This window comes from Nitratireductor kimnyeongensis (genome assembly GCF_019891395.1).
Taxonomy (GTDB): domain Bacteria; phylum Pseudomonadota; class Alphaproteobacteria; order Rhizobiales; family Rhizobiaceae; genus Nitratireductor; species Nitratireductor kimnyeongensis.
In genome coordinates this window covers 2,160,595-2,186,915 of the sequence record NZ_CP078143.1, presented here as the reverse complement: position 1 = coordinate 2,186,915, position 26,321 = coordinate 2,160,595, and the positions used below count along the sequence as shown (strand labels likewise).

The following is a 26,321-nucleotide window of genomic DNA, read 5'->3' as shown; positions in this document are numbered from 1 at the left end:
TCGCGTGTGACAACAGCGTTGACGGTGCCGTCCAAAATCGGCCTTCTCACATTGAGAAGGTTGTTTCCACTTCATTGACCAGTATCTGGTGAAACGGATTCTCGGGATCGTTGCCCCGCCGGATATGCATCTGCCTTCGCGCCAGATTCATCGCAATAGTGCAGACTGTGCCCTTTCGACCCAGAAATCCGTCGCTGTCTCTGTAGGGTGCAAGGATGGCGTGTTCAGGATGTTCCCGGTCGGACAGAACCGACTGAAGTCGTGCAAGGTCGGCCGGGAAGCCATGGGCAGTCAACGCACGGACACGATCGAGCCGTGCTGTTGAGTTTTCCAACAATTCAGCTTCCACAGGTGCATCGCAAGTCAGATAGTGGTTGGTGTGGATCGTGGCAGGCCTGCCTGCCTCCATGCGCCGCGCGGCATCCCCCTCATACTCGACGTTTATGCAGCGTCCATCCGCACTGGCGACCAGAAGGTTCAGCGACCGATCGGTGCCGGCACGCTCAAGCGTTGCTTCGACCTCTGCCCAGGACCCTACATCCAGGAGAGCGCGCAAAAGCACGTGTGAGGGCAGCCCGTTCGTTGGCTTTGGAGTGGGGAGGAAGTTGAGACAGACGCAGAACCCTGCATCGTTCAACCCAATTTTCGCCAGAAGGCCAGGCTCGGTCATTGTCAGAAAACGTCGACCTCGCTCATCTTCAGAGCGGACCAACACGACGAGGTCTTCAAGCTCCTCTGACCAATCCCAGTTCTGCCCGACGAAGGGTGTCCCGGTATAGTGAACAACAGTGCACTCCGAGGCTGAAACAGCCGCCAGAAGCTCACTGCGTGCATTAAGAGCGTGGATCCATAACGGATCGACCTCTGCGCCCTCGGCGATACCTTCGATTTCGGCCGAATACCGCGGGTCAAAGCCATCAACAACGGCACGAAAACGGGCTACCACAGGTAGAAGGACGTCATCGGGCCGAGAGAAATATGCTTTGTAGAGGGCGAGCGTCTGGGCGATGCGATCGCCAAAGGCGGCGCCGATCTGAAGTCCTCTTTGTCTTGGCCCACCCCAAACATCCAGAAGCGGAAATCGGGTTGTGCTGAACGGCATGGCCTCCCCCCAATTCTAGTGCGCCACAAGCGCGTCAGACATTCCCCGGAAGATCGACCCTGCTGTCAAGCCTGCAAAGCGTTTGTGCAAAGGCGAAGCGGGCGGGCGAAGCGGGCGCGCGACCTTCAGCGCGCCCTGCCGCGTTTCAAACACCGCCTCAATGAACGCTGACAGTCTCCAGATCGTTCTGCATCGCGCCTGCGAGCGCCGCATCGCGTGCATCAGCCAGCAGAATTGGCTGCCCATCAGCACCGAAAAGCGCCCATAACCGGGTGCCCGGCGTCAAATCAGGCATACCAGGGAACTTGCCTTGCAGATCCTCGGCATTCATTTCGCGCATGTATGCCACTGCGCCTTCACCAATGTGTGCAAGCTGTTGCTGGGTAATCGCCAATTTAAGCTCATGTTCGGTCATGCAAGCCTCCTTAGCGCAGGCGTTTCCATATGAAACCAACCCGCTGAAGAGCCCAAGGTTCCGGAACGGGTCAGCCCGCCCGGGGTCCTCCCGAATAAGACCAGTATGTCAGTCTTTCACGGAAATGTTTATTTTTTGTACAAGCCGCTCAGGTTCAGGGCGGTCGAGATCAATGGACAGAAGGCCATTTTTCAATTCGGCATTCAGAACACGCATCCCTTCCGCAAGTACAAACATGCGTTGGAACTGGCGCGCCGCGATACCACGATGAAGGTATTCGCGCTCGCCTTCATCCGCCTGGCGACCGCGGACAATAAGCTGGTTCTCTTCCGTCGTAACATCCAGATCATCTGCGCTGAAGCCTGCGACGGCGAGCGTTATTCGCAGTCTAACGCCCTGCTCATTTTCTGCGCGAATGCGCTCGATATTGTACGGCGGATAGCCATCGCCCGATTTCGCAATGCGCTCGAGCGTTTTTTCCATACTGTCGAACCCAAGCAGAAGCGGGTTCGAGAAGGGAGTCATACGCGTCATTTCAAACAGTCCTCAAAGAGCGACGTGGATAGAGAAAAACCCGGTTGGCATTTTTCTCTTCCCAACTGATATGGTCGCTCAAATCACGCGTTTCAAGCATATTGGAGCTTCTGCATGGTGGCAGCGCGCAAGATCATTATCGACACGGATCCTGGTCAGGACGATGCGTTGGCCATATTGCTGGCGCTGGGCAGTCCGGAGCTGGATGTGTTGGGCATCACGACCGTGGCCGGCAACGTGCCGCTGGCACTGACAGAGAAGAATGCCCGCAAAATCTGCGAACTCGCTGGCAAACCCAAGACACGAGTTTTCGCGGGGGCGAACCGCCCGCTGGTTCGCGATCTGGTAACAGCAGAACATGTTCACGGTCGGACCGGGCTCGACGGGCCTGACCTGCCAGCGCCTCAGATGCCATTGCAGGAAAAACACGCCGTCGATTTCATCGTTGAGTCCCTGATGGATCATGAGGAGGGCGACATCACCCTGTGCCCTCTCGGCCCCCTCACCAACATCGCGCTCGCGCTCAACCGCGAGCCCCGGATAGCCTCTCGTATCCGCGAAATCGTCCTGATGGGGGGCGGTTTCTTCGAGGGTGGCAATGTCACGCCCACGGCCGAATTTAACATCTATGTTGACCCGCATGCGGCCGATGTGGTGCTGCGCTCGGGTGTTCCGATTGTGATGATGCCGCTGGACGTCACACACAAGGCTCTCACGACACGTGCGCGCATCGACGCCATTCGAGGTCTCGGCACCAGGGTCGGCGAGGCTTGTGCTGAACTGCTGGAATTCTTCGAGCGCTTCGATGAAGAGAAATACGGTACCGATGGGGGGCCGCTGCATGACCCCTGTGTCATCACCTACCTACTCGAGCCTGAGTTGTTCAAGGGACGCCTCTGCAATGTAACCGTCGAGACCGGCTCCGAACTCACCATGGGCATGACTGTGGTCGACTGGTGGCAGGTGACCGATCGGCCGAAGAACGCCCTTGTCATGCGAGACCTGGATGCTCATGGCTTCTTCACGCTGCTGACGGAGCGGCTGGCGCGGTTATGAGCGGCGGCGGCGCTCAATTTCCACTCACGCTGCCGCGTTATCGACATCCCTGCGCAACGGAATGGCCGGCTGTGCACCCGGCTTAAGGCAGGCCAGCGCTCCGGCCACGGTTGCCTGCCGCAAGGCCCGTTCGAGCTCCAGCCCTTCGGAAAGTCCTGCGGCCAGATAGCCGCAAAACGTGTCGCCCGCACCGACCGTGTCTATGGGCGTGATCTTCATGGAGGAACAGGCAACAAAGGCCTCCGGGGTCGCTGCCCATGCACCTTCACCACCAAGCGTGACAATAACGGTTCGACCGGTCTTTGCCGCAAATACTTCCATGCGCGCACGCCGGCCTTCGCCTTCAAGCGCGAGCGCATCCGCGTAGAGATCAAACTCCGTTTCGTTGGCCACCACATAATCCGCACCCCCAAGCAGCTCTACCGCCTCCGGCCGATAGGGCGCCGTGTTGAGTATCGAAATTGCTTCGGCCTTGCGCGCTGCTTCAAGCGCGGCGGCCACGGTTTCAATGGGAACCTCAAGTTGGAGAAGCACGTGATTGCCGGCCGCGAGCACTGCCTGTGCCACATGGCCCGGCAAGACGTCCGCATTGGCACCCGGCACCACCGCAATTGTATTCTCACCCTCGCGGTCCACCAGAATATGCGCAGTGCCTGTGGCACTTTTCGCTTGATGAACCGCGGAAAGATCGACGCCCGCCGCTTTCAAAAGCTCCAGCGCCTCGCCGGCAAACGGATCGTTGCCCACGGCGCCGACAATGCGGGTATGCGCGCCGGCGCGCCTTGCAGCCAGTGCCTGATTTGCCCCCTTACCACCTGGTGCGGTGACGAATGTATCGCCTGGCACCGTTTCACCCGGCTTGGGGAGACGATGAACAGTTGCGATCAGGTCGAGATTGATGGAACCGATGATAACGATCAAGGCACACTCCCACGCAAATTTGGGGGCGAACCTAGACCATTTTGCGGCGCCGTGGAATCCTAAGGAACTCCAGCACCGCAGGTCCACTCAATCGGGCTGGCAGAGCTGTCCGGCTTCCCAACCAAGGATCGCGCGTTTGCGCGTCAAACCCCAGTGGTACCCCGTAAGAGCGCCGGATTTGCCGACGGCGCGATGGCAAGGCACCACGAAGGAAACCGGATTTGCCCCTACCGCCGCGCCCACCGCGCGTGAAGCGGTCGGCTTGCCGATCCGCTCGGCAATGTCGGAGTACGCGCAGGCGCGGCCCATCGGAATCTTCAAGAGCGCATCCCACACCCGCACCTGGAAGTCCGTCCCGATCAACACCACGCGCAACGGTTCTTCCAAGCGCCAGCGCGAGGGATCGAACACGCGTGCCGCATAGGATGCGGTGGCAGCCATGTCTTCTTCATATTGGGCATTCGGCCAGCGTGACGCCATATCCTCGAATGCCACGCGTTCATCGCCGGGGTCGCAAAAGGCAAGCCCTGCAAGACCGCGCTCCGTGATCATGACAAGGGCCTGGCCGAAGGGCGAGAGGTGGAACCCGTAGCGCATGGTGAGCCCTGCGCCCCGCGCCTTGTACTCACCAGGCGAGATTGCCTCATGCGTCACAAACAGGTCGTGCAGCCGCCCCGGCCCGGACATACCAAGTTCCAGCGCCGCGTCGAGCAGCGGCATGCCCGAATCAAGCAGCCGGCGCGCATGGTCGAGCGTGACTGCCTGCAGAAACGCCTTGGGCGACAGCCCAGCCCAGCGCGTAAACAGTTTCTGCAGACCGTACGGCGTATCGCCTACTTCATCTGCAATTTCTTCCAACGAAGGTTGGTCCCGATAGTCGAGACTGATCTTCTCGATCACTCGGCGCACGATCTCGTAATCGCTACCTTCCGGCGTCACATCGCGTTGCAACAGAGCCGTCTGCATGTTCATGGCGTTAACTCCCGGCACGCGCGTTCACGCTGGTGCCACATGACATTTTCCTGAGCATGACCATGCTGTTTTTCAACCCGGTCAACCACCCGATTCCTGCCGAGTTCACCGCCCCTTCGCGGTGGCCAGCGCCTTTCCGAAGGCCGTGGCGAAACTCTCTCGGTCGTCCGGGTTCAGGAAACTGCCAAGCGCCACGCGCTTGCCGCGCGTCTCAACCGCCATTTCGGTGATGCCAATCTCATCGTGCCGGTCAATGCGAAACCGTGTCCAGAACGGGTTGAGATGGTGCATTTCAGCCCTGCCCGAAGGTGGCACCTTGCGGATATCGAGGCTGGTACGCGACAGGCGCACTTCCTCGCGCACGCGTGCGGCGCGATAGTTCAGCCGGAAAGCGACATAGATCGCCAGAACATCGAGTCCGAAGAATCCGAAAACCGGCCAGGCGCCGATCTTTAGAAAAAATGCTCCAATGGTGAGCCAGACAAGCAGCAGAATGCCCATCAATATGGTGAAGCCGCGTGTCGTGAGCGAGCGGTAGGGCGTCAATAACGCCTGAAAAACGGGAGCGTCTGCGCTGTTTGTTTCGGACATGATCCCGATTATAGAAGCACCATGGAAAAGCCCAAGAAGAAAATTGCCGCGGCCCGCAAACCCGCCCGCTCCCGCAAACGCAAAACCGCCTATTCGCCCGAGGAGATCCGCGAGATTTTCCGTCGCTTCTCGGTTCAGCGGCCAGAGCCAAAAGGCGAGCTTGAGCATGTGAACGCCTTCACCCTTCTTGTTGCCGTCGTCCTGTCGGCGCAGGCGACGGATGCAGGTGTGAACAGGGCAACGTGCGACCTCTTCAAGGTGGCCGACACGCCGGAAAAGATGCTGGCCCTCGGCGAGGAGAAAGTGGGTGAATATATCCGCACCATCGGGTTGTGGCGGAACAAGGCGAAAAACGTCATCGCGCTCAGCGAGGCGCTGATCCGCGACCATGGATCGCAGGTTCCGGACAACCGCGAGGCGCTCGTCACGCTGCCAGGCGTGGGCCGCAAGACGGCCAATGTGGTGCTCAACATGTCATTCGGCCAGCCGACCATGGCCGTCGACACGCATATACTGCGCATCGGCAATCGCATCGGGCTTGCCCCCGGCAAAACGCCGGAACAGGTGGAAGACACGCTGGTGAGGGTCATACCGGACGAGTTCATGCGCCACGCTCATCACTGGCTGATCCTGCACGGGCGCTATGTTTGCAAAGCACGCAAGCCCGATTGTACGGCCTGCGTGATTGCGGATATCTGCAAATCACTGGAGAAGACAAACGATATTCCCGCGCCGCTTGTGGAGCTGGCGCCGCAGGCCTGACCCTAACCGTTCTGAGCTGAGCCCTGCACTGCGCGTGCCGCATCCTCTTGAGAGATCATCTTGTGCAGATGCACCATCATGGCGGCTGCAAAGAGCGGCGTCAGAAGATTGAGTACGGGCACGGCCAGAAAGCCCGCAATGACGAGACCAGCTAGGAAAATCGTGCCCGCATGACGCCGGCGCAACGCCTTGGCTTCAGGCTCGCTGCGGAAGCGCATGGCTGCAAACTCGAAGAACTCTCGGCCGAGCAAATAGCCGTTTACGAGAAAGAAAGCGAGAATATTGATACCCGGAACGAGCAGCAGGAAAAGCGCGACAATGTTGCCAAGGATGATCACACCGAAAAACTTGATCGAGGTGGCGATAGCGGCACCCAAAGGAAGCGCCTTGCCTGGCGCGTCCTGCGGATAATCTTCCTTTTCGACCACTTCTGCCACGTCATCCAGAAACAGGCCGGCGATCACGGCCGTCACTGGTCCGATCAGGAGCGAGAGACCGGCCGCCAACCCGAGCCCGGCAGCGATTAGTGCGACAAAGCTCATCCAGCCCAGCCAGGAAGGCAGGTCGGGGAAGAATGCATCAAGCCATGGCAGCGCGATGTACTCGAAGAGCTCCTTGGCCCCCAGCCAGACACCCACAAGCACCAGTAGCGTCAGACCAAGTGTCTTGAAGAAAACGCTGCGAAACTCTCTGGAAAAAAGACGGCTGATTGCGGCGCGGGCCGCGTCGAAGATCATTCGGGTTCAAAGCCTTTCAATGGTCATCTCCTGCTCGAGATAGGGGCGACATAGGGCTGGTGCAAGACTATCGACCCGCAGCTACGGCTTGCAAATCCCGTTCAAACCGGTAAACCGCCGGTGTCCCAAGCCGTAGCGCTTCACCAAATTGTCTGGAGATCCGAACTTGAGCGAATATGACGTGCTGTGCATCGGCAACGCCATTGTCGACATCATCGCCCGCTGCGACGAAGCGTTTCTGGAAGAAAACAAGATCATTCGTGGTGCAATGAACCTGATTGATGTCGATCGTGCCACCCTCCTGTATGAGCGCATGGGACAGGCCATCGAAGCCTCTGGCGGCAGCGCGGGCAACACGGCAGCCGGCATCGCCAGCCTCGGCGGAAAAGCCGTGTTCTTCGGCAAAGTTTCAAACGACACGCTTGGCGAGATTTACGCACACGACATTCGCGCTCAGGGTGTCGCCTTCGATACCAGACCTCTGGAAGGTCATCCGCCAACTGCGCGGTCCATGATCTTCGTCACGCCCGATGGCGAGCGCTCCATGAACACCTATCTCGGAGCCTGTGTGAAGCTCGGGCCGGAAGACGTGGAGGAAGACAAGGCGAAGGGCTCCAAGGTCACGTATTTCGAAGGCTACCTGTGGGATCCGCCACGGGCAAAGGAAGCGATCCGCATGACCGCCGATGCGGCGCATGCAGGGGGCCGCGAAGTGGCCATGTCCCTCTCAGATCCGTTCTGCGTGGACCGCTATCGCGACGAGTTTCTGGAACTGATGCGCTCGGGCCGAGTCAACATCGTTTTTGCCAACGAGCAGGAACTGCTGTCTCTCTATCAAACGTCCTCATTCGAGAGCGCACTTGAAGAAATTCGCAAGGACACGCGCCTGGCTGCAGTCACCCGTTCGGAAAAAGGTTCGATCATCGTTACGAAGGACGAAACCGTTGCCGTCGACGCGATCGAGATCAACGAGTTGGTGGACACCACGGGGGCTGGCGATCTCTACGCAGCCGGGTTCCTCTATGCATATACAAATGGCCGCAGCCTCATCGATTGCGGCCGTCTCGGTTCCTTTGCCGCCGGCTTGGTGATCCAGCAGATCGGCCCGCGGCCGCACAAAGACCTGCGCTACGAGGCGCAACAGGTCGGTCTACTCTAGCTCCTCGGGCGGACGCCCGGGGCGGGAACGATAGCGCGGGATGGTCCAGCCGAAGCGCAGGGCCCCGCCGCGCACCAGAAATGCGGCTGTCACGGCAATCAGTGCAGCGATCGCTCCCTCCACTCCGGCAACATTCGCCACCGTGAACGCCCCTGCCCCCATAAGAGCGGCAGTCACGTATACTTCGGGCCTCAACAGAACAGATGGCTCGCCGGCCAGCACGTCGCGCAACACACCGCCGAAGGTTGCCGTAAGCACGCCGGTGACCAGCGCGACGATGGCTGACCCGGACGCCTCTAGTCCTTTGGCAGCCCCGAGCACCGAATAGGCTGCGAGCCCCGCCGCATCAAGCCATAGAAGCAACCTGTAGCGATATTCAACCAACGGCGCGGCAAAGAACACGAGGACCGCAACCACAGCACAGACTATGATGTATGTGTGGTTCTCAACCCAGAAGACGGGCACTCCCAGCACCAGATCGCGGAGCGTGCCACCACCGGTGCCTGTCACACCGGCGAGGAAAATGAAGCCAATGAGGTCGAGTTCCTTGCGCGACGCCGCAAGAGCGCCGGTTGCCGCGAACACCGCCACGCCGGCATAATCAAGAAGCTGAATCAGTTCCATCGGGCCCTCCACCTTCTGGATAGCCGAAGGCCCGATGAATAGGAAGCAAGGGGTTGCCTCGCGGACACGCGAAGGGGTTCAATCCAATGCGAAGCTACCGCTCAGGCGTCGCGCTCGGCCTGCGGGTTGGGCGGACCGGGTTCGGCGCTTCCATTTTCGCCGTTCTGAACCGCGCCGGCCTTGGGGCCACCCTTGGCGACACCAACCATCGCGGGACGAAGCATACGCTCGCCGATCACATAGCCCTGCTGCACCACCTGAACGACAGTGTTCTCCGGGGTCTCGGGATCCGGAACTTCGAACATTGCCTGATGGAAATGCGGATCGAACCGCTCACCCTTGGGGTCGATCTGCTTCACACCATGACGCTCGAGCGTGGAGAGCATGGCGCGCTCTGTCATCTCTACACCCTCCATGAGGGAAGCGAGCCCGCTATCTCCGGTAGCGCGGGCTTCCGCGGGGACTGCCTCGAGCGCCCGGCGCAGATTGTCCGAAACCGTCAGCATGTCCCGCGCAAAGCCGGCGATGGAATAGCTGCGCGCCTCGGCGACATCGCGTGCCGTGCGTTTGCGCAGGTTTTCCATTTCGGCCGCGAGGCGAAGGGCCCGCTCCTTCAGTTCTTCATTTTCCTTGGCCAGCCGCACAAGGACGTCTTCTTCCGAAACCGCCTCTTCGCCGGCATGTTCTTCGAACGCCTTCACGTTCGGGTCTTCCGCCGCTTCGGTTCTGGCCTGTTCGTTGTCCCTAGCCTGATTGGTCATGTCAGTCCGTCTATGGTTTTAGAATTGCTTGGATATTGCGTCCGATATCGAGGTTCCCGACCGCAAAATCAAGGGGCGACGGTTTCAGTTTCCAATCCTGTATACCGGCTCGGTTCGCACACTGCTGTCGAAACCAGCGATCAAGGGCCGAGCTTCTGCGATCGCCGCCTGAACCGCCGGCAAGGTGAGAGACCCCTTGTGACTATCCTCACTGTCCCAGACTTCTGTAATCCAGATCCCGTTGGGATCTTCGGGATCGCGTGCAATTACATAGCTCAGGCATCCAGGCATGGATGCCGTGCCTTTCGAAAGAATCTCCAGTAGCGCATCGCGGTTACCTGGGTGCGCACGCATCTTGCCGATCAGGCCAAACATTGATCCCCCCGGTTGAGAAATTATCGAAGCAAGCGCCCGACGATTTGCGCGGTATAATCCACCATTGGCACAATGCGCGCATAATTCAGACGCGTCGGCCCGATAACGCCCAAAGCACCGATCACACGCGATTCCTGATCGCGATAGGGAGCCACTACAAGCGAAGAGCCGGACAGCGAGAATAGCCTGTTTTCCGAGCCTATGAAGATACGCACACCTGACCCTTCTTCGGCCATGTCGAGAAGCTGGATCAAGCCTTCCTTGGTCTCGAGATCTTCGAACAAACGGCGAAGAAGTTCCAGGTCGGCTTCTGCGGTCAGGTTTTCGAGCAGGTTTGCGCGGCCTCGCACAATCAGCCGGGCAGGCTGGCCGCTCTCTGTCCCCGCCCAGACGGCAAGCCCCTGTTCCACCAGTTCCTGCGAAAGCGAATCAAGTGCAGCGCGCGTTTCCTCCTTGAGACGCGAGAGCTCCATGCGCGTTTCAGCAAGAGTGCGGCCGCGAATATGCGCGTTCAGGAAGTTCGAGGCTTCATGCAATTGGGATATGGTGACGCCGGTTGGCAAGTCGATAACGCGGTTTTCCACGTCACCGTTTTGCGAAACGAGAATGGCCAATCCCTTCCGCGGTTCCAGCTGGACAAATTCGATATGCTTGAGCGCGGCTTCCGACTTCGTCGCGAGAACAACGCCTGCGCCTCGTGAAAGCCCGGAGAGAAGCTGGCTTGCTTCTGTCAGCATATGATCCAGCGAGTGTCCACTGCTCGAAGCCTTCACCTGCGTCTCGATGATCCGGCGTTCATCATCGGAGAGATCGCCGATCTCCATGAACGCATCGACAAAAAAACGCAGCCCTTGCTGCGTGGGCATCCGTCCCGCAGAGACATGTGGTGCGTATATGAGCCCCAGATGCTCCAGGTCGCTCATCACATTGCGAATGGTGGCTGGGGAAAGCTGTGTCGATAGGATGCGCGACAGATTGCGCGAGCCCAGCGGATCACCGTCTCTCAGATAGGTTTCGACGATGACCCGAAAAATCTCGCGGGAACGGCTATCCAGCGATTGGAGTGCATGTTCCTGAAATTCTCTGTCCAAGATCGGTTTTGTCATTCGCAACCTCTGATCGCCCGAATATAAGCGTGGATAGCGTGAAAACAACAATTTTGTTCGTGATTGGCGGGCTGGTTTTCCCTTGTTTTCCGGAATTCCTTTGCGTTCATGATTGCGCAAAGCTACAAGCCGCAAACACCGATAGATAGTGGAGAGAAACGCCCATGCGCCCGTCCAAACGCGAACCCGATGAGATGCGTGCCGTCAGTTTCGAGCGTGGCTTTTCCAAGCATGCGGAGGGATCGTGCCTGGTGCGCTTTGGCGATACCCATGTGCTGTGCACGGCAAGCCTCGAAGAACGCGTACCGCCATGGCTGCGCAATTCAGGCCAGGGCTGGGTGACGGCCGAATATGGCATGCTGCCGCGCTCCACCGGTGACCGCATGCGGCGTGAGGCCTCTTCCGGCAAGCAAGGCGGGCGCACACTTGAGATCCAGCGCCTGATTGGCCGCTCGCTGCGCTCGGTCGTTGACCTGCAGGCCCTTGGCGAAAAGCAGATCACCGTCGACTGCGACGTGATCCAGGCTGACGGCGGTACCCGTACAGCGGCAATCACCGGCGGCTTCATTGCACTTTCGGATTGCCTTTCATGGATGGAAGCGCGCCAGATGGTGAGCCGCGACAAGGTTCTGAAGGATCATGTCGCCGCAATCTCCTGCGGCATTTACAATGGCACGCCGGTTCTCGACCTCGATTATGCCGAAGATTCGGCGGCAGAGACCGACGCCAATTTCGTGATGACCGGCAAGGGCGGCATCGTCGAAATCCAGGGCACCGCCGAAGGCGAGCCATTCTCCGAAGAGGAGTTTGCGGCCTTGATGGGACTGGCCCGCAAGGGTATCACCAAGCTTGCGGACATGCAGAAGATGGCGATTTCCTGAACTGAACGCAAAGCGGACCATGCAACCATCGGCAATCCTCGAGGCAGCGCTCTATGTAAGCGATCTTGGCGAGGCCGAGCGCTTTTACGGTGAGATGCTCGGGCTTGAGAGGATCGCAAAGGTCGAAGGGCGGCATGTGTTCTTCCGCTGCGGACAGACTGTACTTTTGTTGTTCAACCCCTCAGCGACCGTTGAGCCGCCAGCACCCGATGCCCGGCTTCCAGTGCCGCCGCACGGGGCAATCGGCCCCGGCCACCTTTGCTTTGCCGCGACCAGCGACGAGATTGTCCACTGGAAAGCGCATCTTGAAGCGGCCGGGATTACCATCGAGGCGGATTTTGAATGGCCGAGCGGTGGCCGTTCCATCTATTTTCGCGATCCTTTCGGCAATTCGCTCGAATTCGCTGAACCACGTATCTGGGGACTGACTTGAGACCGATCGAAAACAACACCTTCGTGCTCGCCAGCCACAACAAGGGCAAATTGCGCGAATTCTCCGACCTTCTTGCCCCCTTTGGCTACACGGTTCGCTCGGCTGCGGAGCTAGGCCTGCCAGAGCCGGAGGAGACCGGCACAACATTCGAGGAAAACGCCCGCATCAAGGCACTGGCCGCTGCCGAAGCCACGGGCCTGCCCGCCCTTTCTGACGATTCCGGCCTTTGCGTGGATGCGTTGGACGGTGCACCCGGCGTTTACACCGCCGACTGGGCCACAAGGGAAGATGGCAGCCGCGACTTCATGATGGCGATGGAGAAAACGGAAAAACTGCTTGCCGAGAACGGAGCCGACACGACCGACAAGCGCACCGGTCGGTTCGTGGCTACGCTTTGCCTTTGCTTCCCCGACGGAGAAACCGAGTATTACCGCGGCGAGGCCGAAGGACATCTGGTGTGGCCGCCGCGCGGCACGGACGGGTTTGGCTATGACCCTGTGTTTCAACCGGTTGGCTACGACGTTACATTTGGCGAGATGACGGCACAGGAAAAGCATGGCTGGAAACCGGGGGATGAACACGCGCTCTCCCACCGAGCACGTGCATTCCAGAAATTCGCGCGTGCCAGGCTGGGCGCTGCGTGATCTCCGCGCCCGAAAGCAGCCCGGGTTTCGGCGTCTATCTGCATTGGCCGTTTTGCGCGGCCAAATGCCCCTATTGCGACTTCAACAGCCATGTGCGCCACCAGCCGGTGGATCAGAAACGTTTTGCCGCCGCCTTTCAGCGTGAACTTGCCACCATGCGCGCCCGCACCGGCCCGCGCACCGTTACCAGCATATTTTTGGGTGGCGGTACGCCTTCGCTGATGGAGCCTGAAACCGTCGGCGCGCTGTTGGATGCCGTTGCTGCCAACTGGGACGTTCCGGACGGTATCGAGGTGACGCTGGAGGCAAACCCCAGCTCCGTTGAAGCCGACCGCTTTCGCGGCTACCGCGCGGCCGGCGTCAACCGTGTTTCGCTCGGCGTGCAGGCGCTCAATGACCGGGATCTTAAATTTCTCGGACGTCTGCACAATGTGGACGAGGCACTCAAGGCCATCGGCCTTGCCCGTGAGATCTTTCCACGCCTCTCCTTCGACCTGATCTATGCCCGCCCGCACCAGAGCGAGGAGGCGTGGGCCAGCGAGCTTGAACAAGCCATGGGGCACGCGGCAGATCATCTCTCGCTCTATCAGCTCACCATCGAGGAGGGCACACGTTTCCAGCTTCTCCACGAGGCCGGCAAGCTTGCGATGCCGGATCAGGATCATGCCGCACGACTTTACGAGATCACGCAGGAGGTGACGGCCGCACGGGGGCTGCCGGCCTATGAGATTTCGAACCACGCCCGCCCTGGGGCTGAGAGCCGGCACAATCTCGTCTATTGGCGTTATGGCGAATATGTCGGCGTCGGCCCCGGCGCCCATGGCCGGTTCATTCAGGATGGCTGTCGCCAAGTGACGTTCACCGAAAAAATGCCTGAGACATGGCTCGAACGCGTCGAGATGCAGGACCATGGTGTCATCGGCGGCGAGGTTCTGACCCACGATGAGGAAGCCGACGAATTCCTGCTTATGGGATTGCGTTTGGTGGAAGGCATCGACCTACCACGCTATGAAGCGCTTTCGGGCCGGGCGCTTTCCAACACGCGCATCGCAGTGTTGCAGGAAGAGGGCCTTGTCGAGCCCGTCGGCAACACCCGGCTGCGGGCAACGCCGAAGGGCATGATTGTGCTGGATGCGGTTGTCGCCGATCTGGCCCGATAGCGCCTAACTGCCTCCACCAAACCGTGACGGGGCCGGGTCAATAATCTCGGCCTTGCCTTCCCGCACCTCATAGATGGCGTATCCGCGCTCGGTCGTGCCGTCGGACAAAAAGCGGAAAAGGCCGGTATACCCGTTGAAGCCCACCGGGGTTTCCAAGGCATGGCGCGGGATCCCGCCACCGCCTTTGGCGATGTTGGCGACGAGGACAACCGAGTCATAGGAAAGCGCGGAGGTCAGAGACGGCTCGGCGCCGAATCGTGTCTGATAACGCTGCTTGTAGGTGTTGACGCGGGTCTGGTCCGTATCGGCGAACCACCCGCCCTGCAGCGCAGGATCTGCCAGATTGGCGCTCGCCCATTGCCCGGTCCCCAAAAGCTTCTTGCCCGAAATGTCGATACCGGATTCGGTCATGGTCGAGACGATGGTCGCCGGGCTCGTGCCGCCATCGGGGATGAACACCCCATCCGCGGAACGCACCGCATCGGCAACGCCCTGCACCGCTTCATCGACGGACATGTTGTCATAGGCATAGCGGGCAACCGCTGTCACCTCGCCACCCATGGACAGCATGGTGCGACGCGCTTCAGCTTCCGCAATGTCGCCGGCAGCCCCCTCGGGCAGGACCGCCACCACGCTGCGCACGCCCTGCCCTGCCGCATAGGAGAGCGTGCGCTGGACCACGCCCTGCGGAAGGAAGGAATTGAGATAGACGCCGGGCGATGCCGCGGCGCGATCCGAAGAGAACGCGACCATCGGGGTCTGCGATGTTCCGATCGCCTGGGCGGCGGCGCGCACATTGGCCGAAAAGAGCGGACCCAGCACGGCGGCCGCACCTTCGGCGGAGGCTTGACCGGCGGCGATCGCAGCGCCTTCGGAGGTCCCGCCCGTGTCCTTCACCACCAGTTCCAGCGCGTTGAGACCGACATCGTCCATCGCAAGCAGCGCGGCGTTCTTCAGCTCGGCCGCGATGCGGCTGGCATTGCCTTCGCCGGTTAGCGGCAAAAGCAGCGCGACCCGCGCCTCACCCGTACCGATCACCTCGCCCGAGGCAGGCACGCGCGGCGCATTGTCCAAGACCGGCTGTGTGGCAATGGTCTGACCGCCTGACTGCGGCATGCCGTAGGGCACATCGCCCCCCATGCAACCACCAAGAGCCAGTAGACCGGCAAGCGCCAGCGAGCGGATTCCGGTTCGGCGACCGGGCGATGTCATCAATTTCATGCGTCGCATTCGTCCCAAATTCAGCGCGCGACTTTGCAACCCACATGCCTCCATGTCAAAGAGATGAGCGAATAAGGATCAAAGAGTTATGGATAACCCGCGCGGGGAGAAGAGTTTCGTCGTCGGCAACGCGCGCATTGGTGCCGGGCCGCTGGAGCCGGCGCTCTATCTGGTGGCAACGCCCATCGGCAATCTGGGCGACATCACGCTGCGTGCGCTCGAGGTTCTTGCCGGGGCGGATATCGTTGCCTGCGAGGACACCCGCGTTTCGCGCGTGCTTCTTGGGCGCTATGGCATCGGCCAGAGCCTCACCGCCTATCACGAGCACAATGCGGACAAGGCCGGCCCGCGCCTTCTTTCCGCACTGGAAGCGGGGCAAAGCGTTGCGCTCATTTCGGATGCCGGAACGCCTCTCGTCTCCGATCCCGGTTATCGTCTTGTGGATCAAGCAATTGAAAAAGGCCTGCGCGTCGTGCCCATTCCCGGCCCCTCTGCGGTGCTGGCAGCACTCTCGGCGTCGGGCCTGCCGACGGATGCCTTTCTGTTTGCAGGCTTCCTGCCCGTGAAAGACGGGCAGCGCCGCACGCGGCTGGAAACATTTCGCCAGACGCCGGCGACACTGGTGTTCTTCGAATCGCCGCGCCGCCTCGACGACAGTCTGGCCGCCATGGCGGACGTGCTCGGCGGCGCGCGCCAGGCCTGCGTGGCACGCGAGCTGACCAAGACATTCGAGGAATTGCGGCGTGGCGCGCTTTCGGATCTGGCCGCGCATTACGCCGATACCGGTGCGCCCAAGGGCGAAGTGGTGGTCTGCGTGGCGCCGCAGGATAGCGAGGAAGAAACAAGTGCCGAAGATGTGGACCGACTGCTCATGGCGCTCTCCAATGAGATGTCGGCCTCGAAAGCGGCTGGCGAGGCTGCCCGTATGACCGGTGGACGCAAATCCGAGCTTTACCAACGGCTTCTTGACCTGAAAGCCAAGAGCGATGCCGGCTGACGCGCGGCAAAAAGCCTACCGGCTCGGCCATCGCGGCGAATGGCTGGCGGCTATGGCGCTCCGGCTCAAGGGCTATCGCATCCTTGCCCGCCGTTACCGCACGAAGCTTGGCGAGATAGACCTGATCGCCCGGCGCGGCGATCTGGTGGCGATTGTCGAGGTGAAGGCACGCCCGACCGTGGAGGCGGCCATGGATGCGGTGTCTTATCACGCGCAGACGCGTATCGAGCGCACGGCTGATCTGTGGCTTGCGCGCCAGCCCGACCACGCGCGCCTTTCGCTGCGCTTCGACCTTGTTGCCGTGCTTCCCCGCCGCTGGCCGGTGCACGTGGAAAACCTTTTCCAGGGACGCGGGTGAGAGCTGGGGCGGGCGGGGCCTTGCGATCTTCTTCACCTCTGTCGGTATTCCGGCCATTAACGGCGCTCGCCCCTCATCCTCACCTTCTCCCCGCTCGCGGGGAGAAGGGGCGTTTGACGTGGGCGGGCATTCTGCAGAGGGGGGTGGCGCAGGCATTGCAAGACAGGCTCCATCGTTGCCGCGCGGGGTTGCCGCCGGGGTTTGGACCATTCGGGAAACGGGGCGCGTTTTTCGTGCCTCTCTGTTGTGAAGTAAGTGGCGCGAAAAGCGCGCCCCGCCGGCCGCTGTCCCGTCTGCCGGCCGGTCACTCGGGCGATCTGCGCCCTAGCGGCTTTTCCGCAACCGACATGATGCCGGCCGCCGGCCTTTCGCGGGCCCTCACAGGCCTCGGGTCACCGAACCCGAGGGGGAGGCTGCCGTCGCCCCTCCTGATCCCCGGCTCCGGACCCGGTTCCCGACAGGGGCGATGGGGGGAGTGTAGTGGAGGTTTTGGGGGTGGGGGAGAAAAGAGCGAATAGGGAGTAGCGAATAGCGAGTAGGGAATGCGCTGCATTGGCCTCGTCAACCTATGGCTTGACCATAGGATCCATGCCGTTGCGGGGGTGACGGGCGCGGGCGAGAAAAAGTGGGCAGTTTTCAGGAGGCAGGAGTTTATCCCCCGGTGTTCCGGCATGGATCCTCGGGTCAAGCCCGAGGATGACGAAGCAGTGGGGGTGTGGGCAGACGCGGTTCTGGTGGTGATGCTTATCCTGATGCGGTGTCAGCGGTGGGAGACGCGCATGGGCAGGCCGCCCTGGGGCTGGGTGGTGAGCTTCTGGACAGGCCAGGGCTTCGTTTCCGGCAGGGTGTCGAAGCGGAAGCGGGAGAGGAGGATGGCGAGTGCTATGACGGCCTCCTGCATGGCGAAACTGGCGCCGATGCACACGCGCGGGCCGGCCCCGAAGGGCAGATATTGATAACGGTCGAGCTTTTCGCGGTTCTGGGGATGGAAACGCGACGGCATGAAGGCATCCGGCTCCGCCCATAACAGCCGGTGGCGATGGACCGTCCACGGCATGACGAGCACCTGTGCACCTTTGACGATGGTGAAATCGCGGTAGCGATCCTCGGCCAGCGCTTCGCGGTTTATCGAGGGCGCGGGCGGATAAAGCCGCATCGCCTCCTCGAAGGCGGCGCGGGTGAAGGGCATGGCGTCGAGCCAGCGAACGGGATCGGGCTCGCGGGCGAGCACCGCGTCGATCTCGGCCTCGACCTTTTCGCGCTCCCAGGGGGCTGAGGCGAGGCAGTAGATCGTCCAGCCGAGTGCGCGCGCCGTGGTCTCGTGGCCCGCACCGATGAAGGTGATGATGTTGTCCTCGATCTCCGCGCGGGTGAGACCTTCCGGCCCCTCGGCGCGCAGGAGGAGCGTGAGGAAATCTTCCGGCACGTCGCGGCCGGACGCCATTTTCTCGCGGCGCATGGCCATCGTCTCGGCAACGATGTCGCGGAAGAATTTCAGCGAATTGCGGCCCAGAAGGCGCGTGATGCGGGGCAGCCAGTCGGGCGCGCCCAGAAGATCGAGCGGATCGACGCGGCCCATGGTCTCGAACAGGCGGTCCACCTGATGGGCGAAACTGCCCGGCTCGCCGGCAATCTCACCGGAAAAGAGCGTTTCGGCGAGAATGTCGAAGGTGAGAAGGGTCATGTCGCGCGAGACATCGACGGGCTCGTCTGCGTTTTCGTATCGTGCGACGAAGGCTTGCGAGCGCTCAAGCATCGGCTTGGCAAAGCCGGCAATGTGGCGCGGGGTGAAGACAGGGGCCATGGCCTTGCGCGAGCGGCGCCAGACCGCGCCTTCGGCCGTCAGGAGCCCGTCGCGCAGGATGGGGCGCAGGATCTTCTGGCGCACGCGGGCCATCTGGTAGTTCTTCGCGTTGTCGACGAGGACATGCCGGATGAGGCCCGGATCATTGGCGATGACGAGCGGGCCGCCGATCGTGTTGTCGATGGAAATCCACGGTTCGTTGTAGGAGGGCTCGCCCCACAGTTCGAGCGGGTTGCGATAGACGATGCGCATCATCTCGAAGGTGGATGGCGGGCTGGTGCGCGGGCGCGGGGCCGGTGGCACGAAAGGCGCGGATTGGCTTTCCATAAGGTTTTCCTTTCCCGCCTAATCTAGGCCCGGGAAGCCCGGCGTTCAAATCGACAGATGGCGAAAACAAGGCGGGAACCACATCGTGCCTCGCGCATTATCGACGCACCTAGGCCGATGACCTCAACCGGAGTGCACTCCATTCAAATGCGGAAGGATACCGACATGAATTGGAATCAGATTGAAGGCAATTGGGAACAGTTCAAGGGCAAGGTCCAGCAGAACTGGGGCAAGCTCACCAATGATGATCTGGATGTCGTTCGCGGCAACCGGAAGGAGCTGGCCGGCAAGCTGCAGGAACGCTATGGCAAGGCCGAGGAAGAGGCCGAGCGCGAGATCGACGACTGGCTTTCCCGCGGGTAATCGACCCTCGGCATAAACAAGAAGAGCCCCGCCGGAAACAGCGGGGCTTTGTCTTTGCGGTGATCTGCGATCAGTGGTTTTCGTGGCTTTCGCCCGAGCCGCCGACGGCGACGATGTTGTAGGGCTTGCCTTCCACAGCGATGTCGCGGGCCTTCTCGAAACTTGCCGCATCGATGGCATGGACTACGCTCTTGAGCGGGTCGGTGACCATAATCTCGTCGTGGGTGACAGCGATGCGCGGGCGGGGATCGGACCAGTGCCCGTCCATGGAATAGGGTGCCGTCAGCTCAAGCGACTGGTCGATCTTGCCGGACAGGACATTGATGCGGTTGAGCTTGCCATCCTCAGTGAAGACGTAGGCGAATTTCGGCCGCACCGGATCGACCACGAAATGCACGGCGCGCACCGGAAGTTCAATGAGACGGAAGGCGTCTTCATCCTCGGGGTCAATCAGAACGAGGTTGGACTTGCCGAAGTTTCCAAGGAAATACTGCAGAGCCTTGCCGCCAGCGAGGGTCGAGACCTTGAGGTCTTCCGGAAGACCATCGGTATAGGCGATGTGTCGGATTTCCGGGAGATCGTTGCGGCCACCCGTGATGAGAAGCAGCCCCGTATCACAGGCGATTGCCGTAATGTTGCCGGAGGTCGCTTCACCGTGCAGACCGGGGCAGGCAGCGGGCTCGCCGATGGCTGCGCCCTTTGCATCCACCACCTGAACACCCTCGGGCAATTCGCTCGGATCCTTGCTGTTGGGAACCGTTGCGATCGCGTGTGCGCCATAGGGAATCACAACGCCATGATGGGGGGCTGAGGTCCTGACCTCGCGAATGTCGGGCTTTCCCTCGGAGACCGCCTTTTCCGATACGAGGCGCGCGACACCTTCGCCATCGAAGAAGAGCGCGATTTCACCGAAATGCGCGACGAAATGAACCGGGCGCTCGCCATCCACAGAGCCTTCAAGCGCCCTGGGTGCGGTCACCTCAAGGTCGGCGTGGTCGCCGTGATCGTCGAAATGGATGCCTGTCGAGAATGCCGTGACCGTGTTCGCATCGTACTGCACGGCGAATACGGTTTCCTTGCTCTCCGTCGCATAGATGCGGGCCGGGGCCTTGAGCTGGAAGGTTTCGAGCACCTCGCCCTTCTCCGCATCGAGCGCCCGAAGAACCGATTCGCTGTGATCGGCGATGAACAACCGCCAGGCTTCCTCTTCCTCTGCGTGAAGGGGCTGCAATGCGACGAGCGCGGTGCCAAGGGCAAGCGCGCCCGTTTTCATGAGATGTCTGAACGGTCGCATTCCAAGTCTCCTATTTGTTATAACATTACAGATTTGGTTCAGGCGTTTTGGTCTGGTCCAGCCGGTCTGTCGCTGCAGGTCAGCGAAGATGGCGGCTGATGCCAGCTCCCGCGCCCGCATTTGAGGGCGGCGGCAGCCTTGCTGGCAGATTGCTGGCGGTGGCCGGAGAACCGGCTACTTGGCGAGGCAACTCTTGAACGAAGCCGCCATGCCGCGCATCAATTCGAAATAGAGGTCTGGTCCATCCGTGATCTCGGCGCCCAGCGGATCGAGAACACCGGATTTGGCAGTGGTACCCTCGGTCACGACCTCCACGAGCCTTGGCTCGAACTGGGGCTCCGCGAAGACACAGGCAGCGTCCAGCTCGCTCACCTTGGTGCGGATCTCATCCACACGCTGCGCGCCGGGAATGACCTCGGGGCTGACGGTGATCGAGCCGGCAGCAGAAAGACCGAAGCGCTTCTCGAAATAGTGGTAGGCATCGTGGAACACGATGAAGGGACGGTCCTTCACTGGCTCGATCTCGGCGGAAATTTCCGCCTTCAATGCCTCAATGCGCTCGTTGAGCTTGGCTGCGTTGGCAGCGTAGGTCGAGGCATTTTCGGCATCCGCTTCGCTTAGCACTTCCGCTACAGCATTGACGATGATTTTTGCATTTTCCGGGTCGAGCCAGATATGCGTATCCGGACCGTGGTCGTGATGCGCATGCGCTTCGTGATCATTTTCCGCATGCTCATGTTTCCCGTGCTCATGTTTCCCGTGCTCATGGTTCTCGTGTTCAGGCCCCTCGTGTTCATGCCCCTTGTGGGCGTGAGCCTCTTCATCTTCTTTGTGATCGTGCTCGCCTTCATCGGCGTGGGCTTCTTCGTGATCATGCCCCTTGCTGTCGCCATGATCATGACCATCGTCATGTGCCTCATGATCGTGGTCGTCTTCATCACCATGGGAATGGGCCTCGAAAGCTCCGCCCTCGCGCATGTCGAGCAACGTGATGCCGTCGGTTTCGGCCAGAGCCACCTGTTTTGCCTCGCCAGCCAGTGTTTCGAGCGGCTTGGCCAAGAAAACTTCCATGCCCGGCCCAACCCAGAACACGATATCGGCACCCGCAAGCATCCGCGCCTGCGAGGGGCGCATGGAATAGGTGTGTGGTGAGCCGGCGCCCTGCAGAATGAGTGACGGTTCGCCGACACCTTCCATCACCCCAGCCACCAGGGAATGCACCGGCTTTATGGAAACAACGACTTCCTGATCGGCTGCGAACGCGCCCGTGACCCCTCCCGGTGCCAGCAGCGCAAGGGAGGATGCGGCGGCGAGTAAGAGGCGGAACGATTTCATGGCTGGCTCCTGTCAGGCGTCGAACGAACAAAGAGATGCATCATCAGAAACGGAATTCCAATGCGAATGTTATGACATTACACATCCTTGCGTTACGCTATAACGTGTGCCATATCCGCTGACAAGTCGGAAAAATGACCATGCTGGAAAAATCAAAAACACATGCCCAACCCAGTGGCGACATGCTGGTGGAGATGCACAATGCCGGGGTCAGCCGTGGCGGACGCTGGCTCGTGCGCGGCGTGGATCTTGCCGTCAGAAGGGGCGAGATAGTCACGCTGATCGGCCCGAACGGTTCGGGCAAGAGCACGACGGCCAAGACCGCGATCGGGATCATCACGCCAAGCGAAGGACATGTGCACCGCAAAGGCGCGCTGCGGATCGGCTATGTGCCGCAGAAGGTTGCGCTCGACTGGACGTTGCCGCTCAGTGTCGAGCGCCTGATGACGCTGACGGGACCGGCCAACCGAAAGGATATCCGCGCGGCACTGGATGAGGCAGGGGTCGGGCATCTGGCGGGACGCCAGGTGGCAGCCCTTTCGGGCGGCGAGTTTCAACGCACGTTGCTCGCGCGCGCCATGCTACGCAAGCCGGACCTGCTCGTTCTGGACGAACCCGTGCAGGGCGTGGATTTCACCGGCGAGGTCGCGCTCTATGAATTGATCCGCGACCTGAGAGACCGCACCGGTTGCGGCATATTGATGATTTCGCACGATCTGCACATCGTGATGGCCGACACCGATACGGTGATCTGCCTGAACGGGCATGTCTGTTGCCGCGGCGAACCGCAGAGCGTGATGGACAGCCCGGAATACCGAAAGCTCTTTGGCACGCGTGCAGCGGAATCCCTCGCTCTTTACCGTCACCACCACGATCATACACATTTGCCCGACGGCCGTGTGCGCCATGCCGATGGGACGGTCACCGCCCATTGCCATCCCGATGACGGTCACCACCATGAGCATGCGGATCGCGAAGCGCCAGCAGAGGGAGGCCGCGATGCTTGACGATTTCTTCATCCGCGCCCTCGTTGCCGGCATTGGTCTTGCGCTTGTTACGGGCCCACTCGGCTGTTTCGTCGTGTGGCGGCGCATGGCCTATTTCGGCGACACGATGGCGCATTCCGCGCTTCTGGGCGTGGCGCTTTCGCTGGTGATGGAAATCAACCTCATGGTGGGCGTGTTCCTGGTGGCGGCGCTGGCCTCGCTGGCGCTCATCCTGCTGGAACGGCGACAGGCGCTTTCCACCGATGCGCTGCTTGGCATTCTGTCGCATTCGACACTGGCGCTCGGACTGGTCATGGTCGCCTTCATGACCTGGGTGCGGGTGGATCTGATGGGCTTCCTGTTCGGTGACATTCTTGCCGTATCGAAGACGGATATTGCCATCATCTATGCCGGCGGCGCAGTGGTCACCGCCCTCCTCGTCTGGCTATGGCGCCCGCTGTTGGCGGCCACCGTCAACCCTGACATCGCACAGGCTGAGGGCCTGAAACCCGAGCGGTCCCGCCTAGTCTTCATGCTGCTAATGGCTGCGGTGATCGCAATAGCCATGAAACTTGTGGGCATTCTGCTGATCACTGCCTTGCTGATCATACCGGCGGCCACTGCGCGGCGCTTTGCGGGCGGGCCGGAGGTGATGGCCGTGCTCGCCGCCCTCATCGGTGCATTGTCGGTGGTCGGAGGGCTGACGGCGTCGCTGCAATTCGATACACCTTCGGGGCCCTCCATCGTGGTGGCGGCGCTTGCCCTCTTCATTCTGAGCCTCGCGCCCTCGCCCATGGCAAGAACCGAAGCGCCCTCCACGGAGACCAAGCCATGAGCGCAGATCTGACACGCAACCAGTCACTGGTGATGAAGACGCTGTCGGGCGCCGAGGCACCGCTCAGTGCCTACACGATCCTCGACCGGCTGCGCGATGACGGGCTGCGCGCGCCGCTCCAGGTCTATCGCGCGCTCGACAAACTGACGGAGATGGGCCTGGTCCACCGGCTGGAGAGCCTGAACGCCTTCGTCGCCTGTGCGCATCCCCATTGCCATCAACAGGAGCTGATCGCCTTTGCCATCTGCGAGACCTGCGGCAAGGTGGAAGAGTTTTCCGACGAAGTGGTGAAGGACCGGCTTGACGGCTGGACTCGCGCGCACAGTTTCAGACCGGCCAAGACGACGATCGAAATTCGTGGCAATTGCGGCGGCTGCGTGGGGAAGGCCTGATCGCTGACCGTAACGCCGCAATAGCCCTCACACACTGCCCAACAGTTCTCAATTACATTTTTCGTCGACCCACTTCTTGACGTCCGCCTCGAATCGTAACTACATAAGTTACATGAAACGAGACAGCCGCCTTTCCTCCGTCCTGCATGCGCTTCTTCACATGGCTGAAGAGGACGGACCGATGACCTCCGACAAGCTTGCCGATTGTTTGCGCACCAATCCCGTCGTGGTCCGCCGCACGATGGGGCTGCTGCGTGAAGCGAAGATCGTGACATCGGATCGCGGGCCTGCCGGCGGCTGGCGCATTGCCGTCGACCTCAAAACCGTGACGCTGCGCCAGCTTCATGCCGCCCTCGGAGAGCCGGCGTTCTTTGCCATCGGCAATCGCAACGAAACGCCTGAATGCGTGGTGGAACAGGCGGTCAATGCGGCGCTCGACGATACATTCCTCAAGGCAGAAGCCCTGCTTCTGGAACGCTTTTCAGAAATCACGCTCGCCGATCTCGCCGCCGATTTCTCGCGCCGGCACGCCGAGCAACGAAAGACAAGGAGCCCAGGCAATGGATCATGATGTCATCATCATCGGCGGCAGCTATGCCGGCATGGCAGCGGCACTGCAACTGGCAAGGGCCCGACGCAAGGTGCTGGTGATCGATGCAGGTGAGAGACGAAACCGCACGGCGAGCCATTCCCATGGATTTCTGAGCCGCGACGGGGACGATCCGGCGACAATCGCCATGGTGGCAAGACGGCAACTGGAGGCTTATCCGACCGTCAGCCTGATCACCGGCAACGCCGTCAGGGCCGGTGGCGAGCGCGACCACTTCGTGGTCGAATGTGCGGACGGAGCGCACCACCCCGGCCGCCGCGTGATCCTTGCCACCGGTGTGCGCGACCACCTGCCAGCCATTGAGGGCATGGCGGAGCGATGGGGCAAGAGCATTTTCCACTGTCCCTATTGCCACGGCTATGAGCTGAACCAGGGCCGCATCGGCGTGATTGCCAGCGGTGCGATGTCCACCCATCAGGCGGAACTTCTGACCGATTGGGGCGACGTCACCTTTTTGCCCAATGGCGTAATGGCGCTCGATCCCGAAACACAAGACCGGCTCGAAAAGCGAGGGATCGGCATTGAAACAGCCGGCATTGCCCGCATCATCGGGGAGGCAGACGTGCAACTTGCGGACGGACGGGTGCTCTCCTTTTCGGGGCTTTTTGTGGCGCCGCGCGTAGAGCCATCCGGCAACCTCGCTTCGACGCTCGGCTGCGCGCTTCAGGATACGCCCCTGGGCACGCAGATTGAAACGAACCCCTCCAAGGAAACCAGCATTGCCGGTGTTTTTGCCTGCGGCGACGCGGCCGTGGCTCCGCACTCCGTATCGCTTGCCGTGGCGGACGGTGCGATGGCCGGAGCGCATGTTCACCGCTCGCTCGTCTGGCCCGGAAACTGAGTGAGATGAACAGATCGCCTTCGATGATGACGAACACCACCGCTGCCGCAGGTTATGAAGAACGCGTGATGCAGCAGGTGCCGGGCCTCTCCGACATGCATCGCATGGCCGGTATTCTCCTGGCAGAGCATGCCCCTGAGAGCGGGCGCATTCTCGTACTCGGCGCGGGCGGCGGGCTCGAATTACGCAGTTTTGCGCGGGCGCATCCCGGCTGGCACTTCGACGGGATCGACCCTTCCGCAGACATGCTGGGGCTGGCCCGCACCACGCTTGGCGTTCTGCAGGAGCGGGTCACATTTCATCAAGGCTATATCGAGGACGCGCCCGATGCGCGCTTTGACGGCGCATCCTGCTTTCTGACCCTGCATTTTCTGCCACGCGAAGCCCGGCTCGACACGCTGCGGGCGCTGCATCGCCGGCTCAAACCGGGCGCGCCGCTTGTCGTGGCGCATCACAGCTTTCCCATCGGCACGCCTGCCGGCGAACGTTGGCTCAGGCGCAATGCCCGCTTTCATGCATCTTCGGGAGAAGCTTCGAACCGGGTGATGGCCCAGATTGAAGCCATGCGAGACCGCTTGCCCGCATTGCCCCCGGAAGAAGATGAAGCCCTGCTCTACGAAGCCGGATTTGGAGATGTGGAACTGTTCTATGCAGGCTTCACCTTCCGGGGTTGGGTGTGCCGCGCACTCCCGTTTTCTTGACAGGAGAGGACGGCCTCCAGACGC

General features: G+C 61.0%; 31 protein-coding genes. 16 read left to right on the top strand and 15 right to left on the bottom strand.

Going from position 1 to position 26,321, the window contains the following annotated elements; all coding sequences use genetic code 11:
- Nucleotides 1-46: 46 nt before the first annotated feature.
- The 3 genes from KW403_RS10445 to KW403_RS10435 all read right to left on the bottom strand — a co-directional run bounded on the left by KW403_RS10445 (nucleotide 47) and on the right by KW403_RS10435 (nucleotide 2,051).
- A complete protein-coding gene (locus KW403_RS10445) occupies nucleotides 47-1,102 on the bottom strand; it encodes a C45 family autoproteolytic acyltransferase/hydrolase (RefSeq protein WP_223019432.1) in 1,056 nt (351 codons plus the stop codon).
- A gap of 157 nt (nucleotides 1,103-1,259) precedes the next feature.
- Nucleotides 1,260-1,517: a BQ00720 family protein gene (locus tag KW403_RS10440; protein WP_223019431.1), complete on the bottom strand. Its 258-nt coding sequence runs from the start codon at nucleotides 1,515-1,517 to the stop codon at nucleotides 1,260-1,262.
- Nucleotides 1,518-1,625: 108 nt separating this feature from the next.
- On the bottom strand, nucleotides 1,626-2,051 hold the full coding sequence (locus KW403_RS10435) for an Hsp20 family protein (RefSeq protein ID WP_223019430.1): 426 nt from the start codon (nucleotides 2,049-2,051) through the stop codon (nucleotides 1,626-1,628).
- Between the two features lie 114 nt (nucleotides 2,052-2,165).
- Between KW403_RS10435 and KW403_RS10430 the strand changes: the two genes are divergently transcribed.
- A complete protein-coding gene (locus KW403_RS10430; protein ID WP_223019429.1) occupies nucleotides 2,166-3,107 on the top strand; it encodes a nucleoside hydrolase in 942 nt (313 codons plus the stop codon).
- Between the two features lie 24 nt (nucleotides 3,108-3,131).
- Here KW403_RS10430 and KW403_RS10425 read toward each other — a convergent pair whose 3' ends face one another.
- From KW403_RS10425 to KW403_RS10415, 3 genes are all read right to left on the bottom strand, one after another.
- Entirely contained in the window at nucleotides 3,132-4,028 is an 897-nt protein-coding gene (locus KW403_RS10425; RefSeq protein WP_223019428.1) for a ribokinase, read from the bottom strand.
- 87 nt (nucleotides 4,029-4,115) lie between these two features.
- A complete protein-coding gene (locus tag KW403_RS10420) occupies nucleotides 4,116-5,000 on the bottom strand; it encodes a methylated-DNA--[protein]-cysteine S-methyltransferase (RefSeq protein ID WP_223019427.1) in 885 nt (294 codons plus the stop codon).
- A gap of 105 nt (nucleotides 5,001-5,105) precedes the next feature.
- Nucleotides 5,106-5,591 carry a DUF2244 domain-containing protein gene (locus KW403_RS10415; protein WP_223019426.1) on the bottom strand — a complete coding sequence of 162 codons (486 nt, stop codon included), beginning with the start codon at nucleotides 5,589-5,591 and terminating at the stop codon, nucleotides 5,106-5,108.
- 21 nt (nucleotides 5,592-5,612) lie between these two features.
- Here KW403_RS10415 and nth point away from each other — a divergent pair, with 21 nt between their 5' ends.
- A complete protein-coding gene (gene nth / locus KW403_RS10410) occupies nucleotides 5,613-6,353 on the top strand; it encodes an endonuclease III (RefSeq protein WP_223019425.1) in 741 nt (246 codons plus the stop codon).
- A 2-nt stretch (nucleotides 6,354-6,355) separates the two neighbouring features.
- Here the strand turns inward: nth and KW403_RS10405 are convergent, their stop codons facing one another.
- Nucleotides 6,356-7,090, bottom strand: a complete 735-nt coding sequence (locus tag KW403_RS10405) for a sulfate transporter family protein (RefSeq protein WP_223019424.1) — start codon at nucleotides 7,088-7,090, stop codon at nucleotides 6,356-6,358.
- Between the two features lie 166 nt (nucleotides 7,091-7,256).
- On the opposite strand from KW403_RS10405, the gene KW403_RS10400 reads away from it, so the two are divergent.
- Nucleotides 7,257-8,249: an adenosine kinase gene (locus tag KW403_RS10400; RefSeq protein WP_223019423.1), complete on the top strand. Its 993-nt coding sequence runs from the start codon at nucleotides 7,257-7,259 to the stop codon at nucleotides 8,247-8,249.
- On the opposite strand, the gene KW403_RS10395 is transcribed toward KW403_RS10400, so the two are convergent.
- From KW403_RS10395 to hrcA, 4 genes are all read right to left on the bottom strand, one after another.
- A complete protein-coding gene (locus KW403_RS10395; protein ID WP_223019422.1) occupies nucleotides 8,241-8,873 on the bottom strand; it encodes a trimeric intracellular cation channel family protein in 633 nt (210 codons plus the stop codon). The genes KW403_RS10400 and KW403_RS10395 overlap by 9 nt on opposite strands.
- A 101-nt stretch (nucleotides 8,874-8,974) precedes the next feature.
- Nucleotides 8,975-9,634: a nucleotide exchange factor GrpE gene (gene grpE, locus KW403_RS10390; protein ID WP_223019421.1), complete on the bottom strand. Its 660-nt coding sequence runs from the start codon at nucleotides 9,632-9,634 to the stop codon at nucleotides 8,975-8,977.
- 84 nt (nucleotides 9,635-9,718) lie between these two features.
- Nucleotides 9,719-10,009 (bottom strand): putative quinol monooxygenase, encoded by a 291-nt coding sequence (locus KW403_RS10385; protein ID WP_223019420.1) that lies wholly within the window; start codon nucleotides 10,007-10,009, stop codon nucleotides 9,719-9,721.
- Between the two features lie 20 nt (nucleotides 10,010-10,029).
- Nucleotides 10,030-11,115, bottom strand: a complete 1,086-nt coding sequence (gene hrcA / locus KW403_RS10380) for a heat-inducible transcriptional repressor HrcA (RefSeq protein ID WP_223019419.1) — start codon at nucleotides 11,113-11,115, stop codon at nucleotides 10,030-10,032.
- Nucleotides 11,116-11,279: 164 nt separating this feature from the next.
- Here hrcA and rph point away from each other — a divergent pair, with 164 nt between their 5' ends.
- The 4 genes from rph to hemW are packed head-to-tail and all read left to right on the top strand — an operon-like array spanning nucleotide 11,280 to nucleotide 14,233.
- Nucleotides 11,280-11,996 (top strand): ribonuclease PH, encoded by a 717-nt coding sequence (rph, locus tag KW403_RS10375; RefSeq protein WP_223019418.1) that lies wholly within the window; start codon nucleotides 11,280-11,282, stop codon nucleotides 11,994-11,996.
- Nucleotides 11,997-12,015: 19 nt separating this feature from the next.
- Nucleotides 12,016-12,429, top strand: a complete 414-nt coding sequence (locus tag KW403_RS10370) for a VOC family protein (protein ID WP_223019417.1) — start codon at nucleotides 12,016-12,018, stop codon at nucleotides 12,427-12,429.
- Entirely contained in the window at nucleotides 12,426-13,073 is a 648-nt protein-coding gene (rdgB, locus tag KW403_RS10365) for an RdgB/HAM1 family non-canonical purine NTP pyrophosphatase (RefSeq protein WP_223019416.1), read from the top strand. The genes KW403_RS10370 and rdgB overlap by 4 nt, the downstream gene beginning before the upstream one ends.
- Nucleotides 13,070-14,233, top strand: a complete 1,164-nt coding sequence (hemW, locus tag KW403_RS10360) for a radical SAM family heme chaperone HemW (RefSeq protein ID WP_223019415.1) — start codon at nucleotides 13,070-13,072, stop codon at nucleotides 14,231-14,233. The genes rdgB and hemW overlap by 4 nt, the downstream gene beginning before the upstream one ends.
- A 3-nt stretch (nucleotides 14,234-14,236) precedes the next feature.
- On the opposite strand, the gene KW403_RS10355 is transcribed toward hemW, so the two are convergent.
- Nucleotides 14,237-15,454, bottom strand: a complete 1,218-nt coding sequence (locus KW403_RS10355) for a penicillin-binding protein activator (RefSeq protein ID WP_223019414.1) — start codon at nucleotides 15,452-15,454, stop codon at nucleotides 14,237-14,239.
- Between the two features lie 88 nt (nucleotides 15,455-15,542).
- Between KW403_RS10355 and rsmI the strand changes: the two genes are divergently transcribed.
- Complete coding sequence (rsmI, locus tag KW403_RS10350; RefSeq protein ID WP_223019413.1) at nucleotides 15,543-16,451, top strand: 16S rRNA (cytidine(1402)-2'-O)-methyltransferase; 909 nt, start codon at nucleotides 15,543-15,545, stop codon at nucleotides 16,449-16,451.
- Nucleotides 16,441-16,809 carry a YraN family protein gene (locus KW403_RS10345; RefSeq protein ID WP_223019412.1) on the top strand — a complete coding sequence of 123 codons (369 nt, stop codon included), beginning with the start codon at nucleotides 16,441-16,443 and terminating at the stop codon, nucleotides 16,807-16,809. Before rsmI ends, KW403_RS10345 begins: the two co-directional genes overlap by 11 nt.
- Before the next feature lie 760 nt (nucleotides 16,810-17,569).
- Here KW403_RS10345 and KW403_RS10340 read toward each other — a convergent pair.
- Nucleotides 17,570-18,940 (bottom strand): cytochrome P450, encoded by a 1,371-nt coding sequence (locus KW403_RS10340; protein ID WP_223019411.1) that lies wholly within the window; start codon nucleotides 18,938-18,940, stop codon nucleotides 17,570-17,572.
- Between the two features lie 165 nt (nucleotides 18,941-19,105).
- Here KW403_RS10340 and KW403_RS10335 point away from each other — a divergent pair, with 165 nt between their 5' ends.
- Entirely contained in the window at nucleotides 19,106-19,303 is a 198-nt protein-coding gene (locus KW403_RS10335) for a CsbD family protein (RefSeq protein ID WP_223019410.1), read from the top strand.
- 70 nt (nucleotides 19,304-19,373) lie between these two features.
- Here KW403_RS10335 and aztD read toward each other — a convergent pair whose 3' ends face one another.
- Both aztD and KW403_RS10325 read right to left on the bottom strand, forming a co-directional pair.
- The gene (gene aztD, locus KW403_RS10330) at nucleotides 19,374-20,597 is read right to left on the bottom strand and encodes a zinc metallochaperone AztD (RefSeq protein ID WP_223019409.1); all 1,224 of its coding nucleotides are present in this window, start codon (nucleotides 20,595-20,597) and stop codon (nucleotides 19,374-19,376) included.
- Between the two features lie 174 nt (nucleotides 20,598-20,771).
- The gene (locus KW403_RS10325; protein WP_223019408.1) at nucleotides 20,772-21,932 is read right to left on the bottom strand and encodes a zinc ABC transporter substrate-binding protein; all 1,161 of its coding nucleotides are present in this window, start codon (nucleotides 21,930-21,932) and stop codon (nucleotides 20,772-20,774) included.
- A 140-nt stretch (nucleotides 21,933-22,072) separates the two neighbouring features.
- Between KW403_RS10325 and KW403_RS10320 the strand changes: the two genes are divergently transcribed.
- The 6 genes from KW403_RS10320 to KW403_RS10295 all read left to right on the top strand — a co-directional run bounded on the left by KW403_RS10320 (nucleotide 22,073) and on the right by KW403_RS10295 (nucleotide 26,297).
- Nucleotides 22,073-22,939 carry an ATP-binding cassette domain-containing protein gene (locus KW403_RS10320; RefSeq protein WP_223019407.1) on the top strand — a complete coding sequence of 289 codons (867 nt, stop codon included), beginning with the start codon at nucleotides 22,073-22,075 and terminating at the stop codon, nucleotides 22,937-22,939.
- Nucleotides 22,932-23,753: a zinc ABC transporter permease subunit ZnuB gene (gene znuB / locus KW403_RS10315; protein WP_223019406.1), complete on the top strand. Its 822-nt coding sequence runs from the start codon at nucleotides 22,932-22,934 to the stop codon at nucleotides 23,751-23,753. Before KW403_RS10320 ends, znuB begins: the two co-directional genes overlap by 8 nt.
- Complete coding sequence (locus KW403_RS10310) at nucleotides 23,750-24,145, top strand: Fur family transcriptional regulator (protein WP_223019405.1); 396 nt, start codon at nucleotides 23,750-23,752, stop codon at nucleotides 24,143-24,145. Before znuB ends, KW403_RS10310 begins: the two co-directional genes overlap by 4 nt.
- 112 nt (nucleotides 24,146-24,257) lie before the next feature.
- Nucleotides 24,258-24,716: an Rrf2 family transcriptional regulator gene (locus KW403_RS10305; RefSeq protein WP_223019404.1), complete on the top strand. Its 459-nt coding sequence runs from the start codon at nucleotides 24,258-24,260 to the stop codon at nucleotides 24,714-24,716.
- Nucleotides 24,706-25,596, top strand: coding sequence for an NAD(P)/FAD-dependent oxidoreductase (locus KW403_RS10300; RefSeq protein WP_223019403.1), 891 nt, complete (start codon nucleotides 24,706-24,708; stop codon nucleotides 25,594-25,596). The genes KW403_RS10305 and KW403_RS10300 overlap by 11 nt, the downstream gene beginning before the upstream one ends.
- A gap of 5 nt (nucleotides 25,597-25,601) precedes the next feature.
- Complete coding sequence (locus KW403_RS10295; protein ID WP_343224033.1) at nucleotides 25,602-26,297, top strand: class I SAM-dependent methyltransferase; 696 nt, start codon at nucleotides 25,602-25,604, stop codon at nucleotides 26,295-26,297.
- Nucleotides 26,298-26,321: the final 24 nt, after the last annotated feature.